General features: G+C 64.5%; 8 protein-coding genes. 4 read left to right on the top strand and 4 right to left on the bottom strand.

Annotated elements, in window-relative coordinates; genetic code table 11:
* The first annotated feature begins 47 nt into the window (after window positions 1-47).
* Entirely contained in the window at window positions 48-1388 is a 1341-nt protein-coding gene (locus tag VF497_RS13645; RefSeq protein WP_330889613.1) for an aspartate aminotransferase family protein, read from the top strand.
* 39 nt (window positions 1389-1427) lie between these two features.
* Here the strand turns inward: VF497_RS13645 and VF497_RS13640 are convergent, their stop codons facing one another.
* The 4 genes from VF497_RS13640 to VF497_RS13625 form a co-directional block, all read right to left on the bottom strand.
* Window positions 1428-2936, bottom strand: a complete 1509-nt coding sequence (locus tag VF497_RS13640) for an APC family permease (protein WP_330889611.1) — start codon at window positions 2934-2936, stop codon at window positions 1428-1430.
* Window positions 2933-3571 (bottom strand): FMN-binding negative transcriptional regulator, encoded by a 639-nt coding sequence (locus VF497_RS13635; RefSeq protein ID WP_330889609.1) that lies wholly within the window; start codon window positions 3569-3571, stop codon window positions 2933-2935. The genes VF497_RS13640 and VF497_RS13635 overlap by 4 nt, the downstream gene beginning before the upstream one ends.
* Window positions 3568-4674, bottom strand: a complete 1107-nt coding sequence (locus VF497_RS13630) for a PepSY-associated TM helix domain-containing protein (RefSeq protein WP_330889607.1) — start codon at window positions 4672-4674, stop codon at window positions 3568-3570. The genes VF497_RS13635 and VF497_RS13630 overlap by 4 nt, the downstream gene beginning before the upstream one ends.
* A gap of 165 nt (window positions 4675-4839) precedes the next feature.
* Window positions 4840-5637 (bottom strand): helix-turn-helix transcriptional regulator, encoded by a 798-nt coding sequence (locus VF497_RS13625; RefSeq protein WP_330889605.1) that lies wholly within the window; start codon window positions 5635-5637, stop codon window positions 4840-4842.
* A gap of 180 nt (window positions 5638-5817) precedes the next feature.
* Between VF497_RS13625 and VF497_RS13620 the strand changes: the two genes are divergently transcribed.
* From VF497_RS13620 to VF497_RS13610, 3 genes are all read left to right on the top strand, one after another.
* Window positions 5818-6786: an alpha/beta hydrolase fold domain-containing protein gene (locus VF497_RS13620; RefSeq protein WP_330889602.1), complete on the top strand. Its 969-nt coding sequence runs from the start codon at window positions 5818-5820 to the stop codon at window positions 6784-6786.
* A 302-nt stretch (window positions 6787-7088) separates the two neighbouring features.
* Window positions 7089-9182 carry a TonB-dependent siderophore receptor gene (locus VF497_RS13615; RefSeq protein ID WP_330889600.1) on the top strand — a complete coding sequence of 698 codons (2094 nt, stop codon included), beginning with the start codon at window positions 7089-7091 and terminating at the stop codon, window positions 9180-9182.
* Window positions 9183-9192: 10 nt separating this feature from the next.
* A partial coding sequence (locus VF497_RS13610) for a hypothetical protein (protein ID WP_330889598.1) occupies window positions 9193-10338 on the top strand: 1146 nt, incomplete at its 3' end.

Genomic DNA, 10338 nt, shown 5'->3' with positions numbered 1-10338 from the left:
ATGCAATCATTCGAATTGCGATCCCGCTCCGACCTGCGAAATCCGCAATGAATTCCCCAACCGACGATGTTGCCGTTCCCGCTGCCGAAGGCACGCGCGCCTACTGGATGCCGTTCACGGCCAACCGCCGCTTCAAGCGTGATCCGATCCTGTTCGAGCGCGCGCAGGGCATGTACTACTACACGCCGACGGGCGAGAAGGTGCTCGATGCGATGGCGGGACTCTGGTGCGTCAACGCCGGTCATGCGCATCCGCACATCGTGCGGGCGATCACGAAGCAAGCAGGTGAGCTCGACTACGCGCCGTCGTTCCAGTACGGCCACCCGCGCGCGTTCGAACTGGCCGAGCGCCTCGTCGCGTTGGCGCCGCCGGGCATCGATCAGGTGTTCTTCACCAACTCCGGTTCGGAGGCGGTCGATACCGCGCTCAAGATCGCCCTGGCCTATCACCATGCGAAGGGCCAGGGCGGACGCACGCGCCTGATCGGGCGCGAACGCGGCTACCACGGCGTCGGTTTCGGCGGCATTTCGGTCGGCGGCCACGCGGGACACCGCAAGCCGTTCGGCAACCTGCTCGCGAGCGTGGATCATCTGCCACATACCTACAATCGCGCCGAGACCGCGTTCAGCGAAGGCGAGCCGGCGTGGGGCGGACATCTGGCCGAGGACCTCGTGCGTCTTGTGCAGCTTCACGATGCGTCGACGATCGCCGCGGTGATCGTCGAGCCGGTCGCCGGTTCGACTGGCGTGCTGATTCCGCCGACGGGCTACCTGCGCCGTCTGCGCGAGATCTGCGACCAGTACGGCATCCTGCTGATCTTCGACGAGGTGATCACCGCGTTCGGCCGGCTCGGCCACGCGTTCGCCGCAGACAAGTTCAACGTCGTACCCGACATGATCACCTGCGCGAAAGGTCTGACCAATGGCTGCGTGCCGATGGGCGCCGTGCTCGTGCGTGGCAGCGTGTACGAGGCATTGATGCAGGGCCCGCTTTCGGCGATCGAATTGCCACACGGTTACACCTATTCCGGTCATCCGCTCGCCTGTGCGGCCGGCCTGGCCACGCTCGACGTGTACGCGCAGGAAGGTTTGTTCGAGCGCGCGGCGGCGATCGCGCCCGCGTTCGCGCAGGCCGTGCACTCGCTCAAAGGCTTGCCGCACATCGTCGACATCCGTTGCATCGGCCTGATGGCCGCGATCGACTTCGAGCCGATCCCCGGCAAGCCGGGGGCGCGTTCCTATGCCTGCCACCGCGCCTGTCTCGAACGCGGCGTCGCGATCCGCATGGCGGGCGACGGCATCGTGCTGTCGCCGCCGCTGATCATCGAGCGGGAACACATCGAGCATCTCGTCGTCGCGCTCAAGCAGGCGATCGAGAAGCTCGATTGACGCACGGACTGCGCGAGCGCAGTCGATCAGCTTCGCAAGTCAAACCGCTTCGACGCGACGGGCTCGACGCATTCCGTAGAACGCGTAGACGAGCGCGCCCAGAGCGCCGTAGCCGCCGAGGACCGCGGCCGGCAGGACGTCGCCACGGCGCGTCTGCTCGACGATGTCGAACACGACAGGCAGGATCATGATGATGCACAGGACGATCGCGGCGACGGGGATGTAGCCGATCCAGACATTGCCGATGCGAAATCCGCCGAACGGCACGCGGAACGGGCGTGCGATGTCCGGACGCGTCGTGCGCAGCCACATCAGGCTCAATGCGACGATGATGAAGGCGAGAGCCGTGCCGATGCTCACCAGGTCGCCGAGGATTGAAAGCGGAAACAATGCGGCCAGCAGCGCCGAAATCGCGCAGACGACAAGGCAGCCGATCCAGGGCGTGCGAAAGCGCGGGCTCAGGCGCGCGAACGTCGCGGGGAGCAGGCCGTCCTGTGCCATCGCGTAGCAAATGCGCGAATGGCCGTAGCCGTTGACGAGCAGCACGGAGGCGAGTCCGGTCAACGCGCCGATCTTGATCAGCACGGCGAAGCTCGGGTGGCCGATGCGGTCGACCGCCACGGCGATCGGGTCCGCCACGCCGAGTTCGCGAAACGGCACGATGCCGGTGAGCACCGCGGCGACGATGATGTAGATCACGGTGCTCGCGCCGAGCGCGCCGAGAATGCCGATCGGCATCGCGCGTTGCGGATTTTTCGTTTCACCGGCCGCGGTCGACACGGTTTCGAAACCGAGATAGGCGAAGAACAGGATCGACGAAGCGCGAAACACGCCCTGCCAACCGTAGGTGAAGCCGCCTTCGTTGGCCGGTATGAACGGCGACCAGTTCCGCGCATCGACCGAGCCCGTGCCGATCGCGACGAACGAAGCGAGCACGGCGACCTTGATCGCGACGAGCATCGCGTTGACCCATGCCGATTTCGACACGCCGCCGACGAGCACCGCGGCAATGGCGGCCAGAGCTGCGACGGCGATGAGGTTGAACCCGCCGCCGACGTGAAATTTCACGTGGCCGTCGACGAGTATGGATTGCAGCCACGATGTCGAGATCGCCGCCGGCAGATGCACGCCGAAGTCGCCGAGCAGGCTGATCAAATAGCCGGAGAAGCCGACCGCGAGCAGCGAACCGGCGAGGCCGTACTCGAGCATCAGCAGCCAGCCGAGCGTCCACGCGTAGACCTCGCCCATCGCCGCATAGCAATAGGTGTACGACGAACCCGCTGCCGGCACGGCCGCAGCGAGTTCGGCGTAGCAGAGCGCGGTCAGCGCGCAGGCCGTGCCTGCGATGAGGAACGACAGCATCACGCCGGGACCGGCGTAGTTGGCCGCGGCCGGTCCGATCATCACGTAGATGCCGGCGCCGACGATGCAGCCGACACCGAGCAGGACCAGCTGCAACGGCCCGAGCACCTTGCGCATGCCGTTGTCCTGCGTCTGTCGCTGCAGGACCTCGATGGACTTGCGTGCGAATAGGCGGGATGGGCTCACGTCGGTTTTCCGGTTTCGCGGTGGGCGTTGAACAACTGCATCATGGTAATCAGTGCATCATGGCCGCCTTCGCCGCGAAGGCCGGCGATGATTTCCGGATAGACGTCGTCGCGTTCGTCCTGGCCGAGTTTGAACTTCGCCTCGACGTCGAGCACGCTCGCGCGGAAGGCGACAATGCGCGCGGCGAGTTGCGCATAGCGTGCGTGCATCTCCGCGGCGCTCCAGGCGCGCGCACGTCCGGCCTCCATGGCGCCGACGAGATCGCCCACGATGCGGTCGAGATTTTGCGCGTCGTCGAGAAAGTCGATGCGCACGCTGAAATTCGCGCAGGCGTAGTTCCACGTCGGTGCCTGCGTGCGATCGCTCAGCCACGACGGCGAGACGTAGCCGTGCGGACCAAGGAACAGCAACGTCGCCTGCGGATCGGCTTTCAGCGCGCCGACCTGCGGATTGGCACGGGCGATGTGTCCGCTCAGGCTCGCGATGCGGCCGTTCGCCAGGCGCTCAATGCGCAGCGGAAGCAATGTCGAGTGCATGCGATCGCCACCCTTCGAGACGACGAAGGCGAGCGGGTGATTGGCAACCAGATCGGCGACGTCGGTGTCGCTGCGGGGGCTGAAACGGGTAGTGCTCATTTCGTTGTTGCCACCATTCGAGCATGAGAGGGTCGAACCGTCGTGCGCGCCTGGCGCCGTGTCCACCACAGCAGGAGTCCGAGCGCGCTCATCGTGACAAGCCAGAAACCGGCCGCGACCACGGCGATGCGTCCGCCGAGGCCGAAGAACTCGCCGGTATGGATCGAATAGAACGAGTTGTATACTTTTGCATTCGTCGGCAGGTCGGCGGCCTTCCTGTCGAGCAGCACACTGCCGTCCTGTGCATCGACGAATACCGACGTCCAGCCGAACACGCGGCGGGATTCGCCCTCCGCGCGCACACGGATGTTGTACCACGGGTGATCCGTGCCCGGCATTTCGATCAGGGCGATCGGCGCTCCCGGGTGGCGGGCGAACGCGGTCACCAGCGCGTCGCCGAACGGCACCGTCGGCGCGAGTGCACTCTTTCGCGCCGGCGGTTCGGGCCGCTGCACACCCATCCAGTCGTCGACCGGATATTCCTGCAGCACGCCGGTAGCGACGATCGCGATGGCGAATGCCGCAAGCGCGAGGCCGAGCGCGCGGTGCCACTTGAACAGCTTCGCCGGCAGCGAGCCTGCCGTGCCCGGCAGCAGCACGCGTCGCCAGGTTTGCCCGCGTGCGGGCCAGGCCATGATCAAGCCCGTGATGATGTTGGTGAGCAGCAACAGGCCGCTGACGCCCACGAACCACATGCCGCGCTGGCCGGCGAACAGACTTTCGTGCAGGTCGAGCGCGGTCTGGAACAAGCCGGGCGCGGGATAATCGTGATCGCGCGGACGGTCGGCGACAAGGTGACCGACGCCGTCGACGCGAACGACGCGCGTGCGTCCGTCCGGATCTTCGAACAGCAAATCGAATCGGTTTCTGGAACCTTCGCTGGCGAGGACGAAGGTCAGCACCGAAGGCTTGCGCTCGGCGGCGATCCGAGTTACGGCGGCGCCGAATGTCGCGGGGCTGAGCGGTTCATCGGGGCCGCGCAGCATCGCATCGTCGAGTTCGCCGCGGAACACGAGCAGCGTGCCCGTCGCTGCCTGCAACAGCCACAGCAGCGCGAAAGTCAGACTCAGATACTTGTGCGCGGTGCGCAGGAACGAGCGCATGTGGCCGAGGCCTTCCTCGTGGAGATTACCGGACTGCCGCCAATTTGGGATCAAAGACGAAACGGAGCCTTTTGCGCGGGGACTTTCGCTGTTGCGAATGGGCCATCTTGCTGCGACGTGTTCGGAACGCGGCACGTCGACGTTGCCCGGCGGCCGCCGGACAAGTCAGCTGATGGATTCCGGATGAGTCGCATCGCTGATCACGTAGTGCGTCGGCGACACGCCGAAAGTGCGCCGGAACATCGCGGCGAATGCGCTCGGGCTGTTGTAGCCGACGTCGAGCGCCGCCGAGGTGACCGAATGCCCGGTGGCGATGCGCGACAGCGCATCCATGAGCCGAACCTGCTGGCGCCAGGTCGCGAAGCTCATGCCGGTTTCGCGGCGGAAAGTGCGCGTGAACGTGCGCCTGCCCATCGCCGCGGCGCTCGCCCACGCGTCGAGCACGTCGTGCTGGGCGGGGTCGGCGAGGATGGTCTGGCAGATGCGCGCGAGGCGTTGGTTGATCGGCATCGGCACGTGCAGCGGAATGCGCCGTGCGACGCGGATCTCGTCGAGGATCAGCGCCATGACGCGTGCCTCGCGGCCTTCAAGCGCGTATTCGACCGGCATTTCCGCGGCGGCGAGAATCAGCTCGCGCAGCAGGTTCGACACCTCGAACACCTGGCAGGCCTGCGGCAGATCGGGCGCGGCGTCGGCGGCGACGTACAACGTGCGAATTTGCACACGACCGCGGCAGCGGACTTCGTGTTCGACACCAGGCGGAATCCAGATCGCGCGTTGCGGCGGGGCGACGTAACTCGCGTCCTGCGTGCTCAGGATCGTCACGCCGCTGATCGCGTAGACGAGTTGCGCGCGCACATGGCGATGCATTGGGTCGTGGAAACCCGAAGGGTAGTCGTCGGCCAGCACGGCGATCGGCCGCGGTACGTACTGGTAATCGATGCTTTTCTTGCTGCGCTGCATGTGGCCCACGCGAGACGATGAACGATCCTCTTTCGACAGCGAATTTGCCGATGCGGACTAGATTGACAGGCGCTTGCTTGGTTGAAATCGCGATTCGATTCTAGGCACAGAACCGAAAGTCACGCAATCGTCACACGTCATTCGTCCGGGAACAGCGATGCACAGACAGGAATACAAGGCATGAATGCGGAGGGAGTCGCCCGCGATCCGCTCGATCCGCAGATTCGCCAATTCGTGAGCGCGCTCGAACGCGCATGGGCGCGATATCCCGCGGTGGAGTCGCTGCCTGTCGCGGAAAAGCGGCGCATCGCCGAGATCGTGCGAACGCCTTGGCGCGAGGGCGGGCCGACGATGGCCACGACGCGCGATACGACGTTGCCCACACGCCACGGACCCGTGCGAGTCCGCATCCATCGCCCGGTCGCGGATGTCGAGACGCAACCGGCATTGATCTATCTCCACGGCGGCGGCTGGACGATGTTCAGCCTCGACACCCACGACCGCATCATGCGCGAGCTCGCGGCGAGAGCGGCCGTGACCGTCGTCGGCGTCGACTACGCGTTGTCGCCCGAGGCTAAATTTCCGCATGCGCTGGAGCAGATCGTCGATGCCGTGCGTGCGTTGCATGGGCAGGCGTCGTCGTTCGGTATCGACGCGGCGCGTTTGGCGATCGGCGGCGATTCGGCCGGCGCCAACCTGTCCGTCGCGACGAGCCTGGTCTTGCGTGGTGCAAGCACGGAGCATCCATTGCGCGGCATGTTGCTGATTTACGGCTGCTACACCAATGAGATTTCGGTGCAGGCGGCGAACGGCTTCGGCGCCGAGGGCAATCTCCTTACCGCTGCCGAGATGGCGACGTTCTGGCACAACTATCTCGTGCGGCCCGACGAAGCGCTCGATCCGCTCGCCGCGCCGTTGCGCGCCGAACTCGCCGGCCTGCCACGGGCGTTTCTGCTCGCTGCGCAATGTGATGTGCTCGCCGAGCAGAGCAGGGCGTTTGCGGCGAAGTTGTGCGAAGCAGGTGTGCCCGCGGACTTCACGGAGTATCCCGGCGCGACACACAGTTTTCTCGAGGCGATATCCGTTTCGAAGTTGGCGGATCGGGCGATCGACGATTGCGCCGCGTGGCTGCGCGGGCTTTTTCGTTGAGCGGATTGGTGCCCGGTCGAAGTGAAATGCTATAGTCGATAACAAGAATCATTCGCATTAACGACGACGAGCAGGATCTCATCACGTGATGGCCTGAACTCGACGATGAAAGACCCTGATACGTAGGCGCAGCGAAATGAAGAAGAAGACAGTGAATGCGACGGAACGGCATCGAAAATTTGAACAGAGGGGAGAAACAGTCCTCGTATCGTTTTCATATATCGTCCTTGGGGTGACCTATGACCACTGGTGAATCGACTCTTCCGTCCCGTCTGGGCCCGCGCCGTCTCCTGTATGCAGGAATGCTGCTCGCGATCGTGCAGGCTGGTGCCGCTTACGCAGCCGACGCGGATTCGGCGGATCAAAATGAACAGAAGGACACGGCGCAGCTCGAGAGCATCATCGTCTCCGCGCCCAACTATGTGCCGAAAGAAACCAATGGCGCAGCCAAGTCGAATGTGTCGCTGATCGAGACGCCGCAGTCGGTGACCGTGATCACGCGCGATCAGATCGACCTGCTCGATTGGCAGAACCTCAGCCAGGTCGTGCGTTACACCTCGGGCATCATCGGCGAGAACTACGGCCCCGATCCGCGCTACGACTGGCTGACGCTGCGCGGTTTCTATCCGCCCGAATACATCGACGGCCTGCAGGCGCCGATCGGCTCGGTCAGCAGCGTCGGCGTCGACCTGTACGGTTTCCAGAACGTCGAAGTGCTCAAGGGCCCGTCGTCGACACTGTACGGTTTGTCGCCCCCGGGCGGCATCGTCAATCTGACCAGCCGCCGCCCCGAAGCGCAGTTCAGCGGCGAACTGCAGGCACAGTACGGCAGCTACGCGAACACGCAGCTCGCCGCCGATTTCACCGGCCCGCTCGATGGGGATGGCCGCTTCCTCGGCCGCATCACCGCGCTGTGGTTCGACAAGGGCACGCAGGCCCACGGCGTCGACACCAACCGCTACTACATCGCGCCCGCGCTGACCTGGGTGATTTCGCCCGAGACCAACCTGACCTGGCTCAGCTATTTCCAGCACGACGACGTCTACGGCGACGGCGGCGGCTTCCTGCCGATCTACGGCGTCGACGCGCCGAATCCGCTTGGCCGCGTGCCGACGAGCACCAACCTCGGCGAACCCGACTACAACCATTTCGACCGTGACCAATACGGCGTCGGTTACGACTTCAACCACAAGTTCAACGACGACTGGCGCTTCGAACAGAACCTCAAGTACTTCTCGTCTGACGTGAAGATCAAGCAGATCTACGGCGCGGGTCTCGCCACCAACACCGATGGTTCGCTCAACTACGGCCTGGTCGATCGAAACAACTTCCCGTTCAACGAGAACGTCAAGTCGTTCAACGTCGATTCGCGCGTCGAAGGCAAGATCGACAGCGGTTCGATCAAGCAGGACCTGCTGATCGGTCTCGATTATCGCCGCTATACCGACAGCTCGGAATTCGGGTTCGCGGCGGCGCCGCCGCTCGATCTGTTCCACCCTGTCTACGGCAACATCGGCACGCCGCCCACGACCCTGTATCCGTATGTCAACGAGGTACAGAAGCAGACCGGCCTCTACGTGCAGGACCAGATCAAGATCGATCGCTGGGTGGTGACGCTCGGCGGCCGCGAGGACAACGTCGACACCACGAGTTCGGGTACGTCGTCGACCAACAAGAAGTTCACCTATCACGCCGGCCTCAATTATCTGTTTGACAGCGGTGTCGCCCCGTACGTCTCGTATGCGACGTCGTTCCTGCCGACGCCGGGTGCGGATTTCCACGGCAACCTGTTCAAGCCGAGCGAGGGCAACCAGGTCGAGGCCGGCATCAAGTACCAGCCTTCGCTCGGACCGGGCAAGAGCCTGCTGTTCACCGCGGCGGCTTATGATCTGACCCAGAAGAACGTGCTGACGGCCGATCCGGCGCATTTGTTCTTCAGCGTGCAAACCGGCGAGGTCGAAGTCAAAGGCATCGAACTCGAAGCGGTCGCACACTTCAACGAAACCTGGAGCTTCAACGCGGCCTACACTTACACCGATTCGGAAGTGACCAAGGCCACCGATGCAAGCCTCGGCAAGGAACTCGTGCAGGTGCCCAAGCAGATGCTCTCGGCGCTCCTCGACTACACCCAGCAGGAAGGATCTGTGGCCGGCCTCGGCGCCAGCCTCGGCATGCGCTATGTCGGCAAGAGCTACGGCGATTCGTTCAATCAGTTCCCCGCGCCGTCGGTGGTGCTCTGGGACGCGACAGTTCACTACAATCTCGACAAATGGGTGATGCAGCTCAACGTCGCGAATCTGTTCGACAAGCAATACCTGTCGCGTTGCTTGGACGCGGCGGCATGCTATTACGGCTTGCGCCGCGCGGCCAATTTCACGATCACGCGCAAGTTCTGAAGCTCGCCGCATGAAGCCCGCCGTGATCTTCCTGGCTTTCGCGCTGACGGCATCGGTGGCGCAAGCGGGACCGCACGGCGAGGAGGGAAGGCCGCATTCCGCGCGAGGACGCGGAGCGGCCGAAACCGTGCTGCCATGGAAGCGCGATCCGTTCCCCAGCATGTATCGGCCGTTGCCGCGGCAAGACACGTTGATCGTGGACGCCACCGTCCTCGACGGCGCGGGACATCGCTTCGAGCGCGCAAACCTGCTGTTGCGCGACGGCAAAATCGTCGCGCTCTCCACGCAGGCCATCGCGGTGCCCGCGGGTGCCACGACGATCGATGCGAAGGCGCGTTGGGTCACGCCCGGCATCATCGACGTGCACTCGCACGACGGCGATTTCGCCGCGCCGTTCACCAGCCTCGACGCACAGAACTCCGACGTGAGCGAGGGCAGCGATCCGGTCACGCCGAACGTCTGGGCCGAGCACTCGATCGCCGTGCAGGACCCGTCGTTCGCGCGCGCGCTGGCCGGCGGCGTCACGACCCTGCAGATTCTGCCCGGATCGAACAACCTGATCGGCGGCCGCTCCGTCGTGCTCAAGAACGTGCCGGCGACGACCGTGCAGGCGATGAAATTTCCCGGCGCAGCGTACGGTGTCAAGCTGGCCTGCGGGGAGAATCCCAAATACGCGTTCGGGCAGAAGGGCAAGTTTCCGTCGAGCCGGATGGGCAACGTCGCCGGCGTCCGCGCGGCGTTTCTCGAAGCGGCGGAATATCGGAGCAAGTGGCTCGACTACGTCGGCGGACACGGCAAGAAGCCCGATGACGATTTGAAGAAGGACACGCTTGCCGGAGTACTCGCCGGCGATATCCGCGTGCATTGGCACTGCTACCGCGCCGACGACATGGCGTCGTTGTTCGATGTCGCCAGGGAAGCCGGCTTTCACATCGACGCGTTTCACCACGCGGTCGAGGCCTACAAGATTCCACAATTGTTCGCCGCCAACCGCACCTGTGCCGTCGTCTGGTCGGACTGGTGGGGCTACAAGATGGAAGCGCTCGACGGCATTCGCGAGAACGCGGCGTTCGTCGATGCCGCCGGCGCCTGCGTCGCGCTGCATTCGGACTCGCCCTGGCTCGGCCAGCGCCTGCCGCTCGAGGCGGGCAAGGCG

The sequence above is a fragment of the Rudaea sp. genome (assembly GCF_036383415.1).
Taxonomy (GTDB): Bacteria; Pseudomonadota; Gammaproteobacteria; order Xanthomonadales; family Rhodanobacteraceae; genus Rudaea.
Note: the sequence above shows the minus strand (reverse complement) of the source record. Positions and strands in the feature narration are given on the sequence as shown.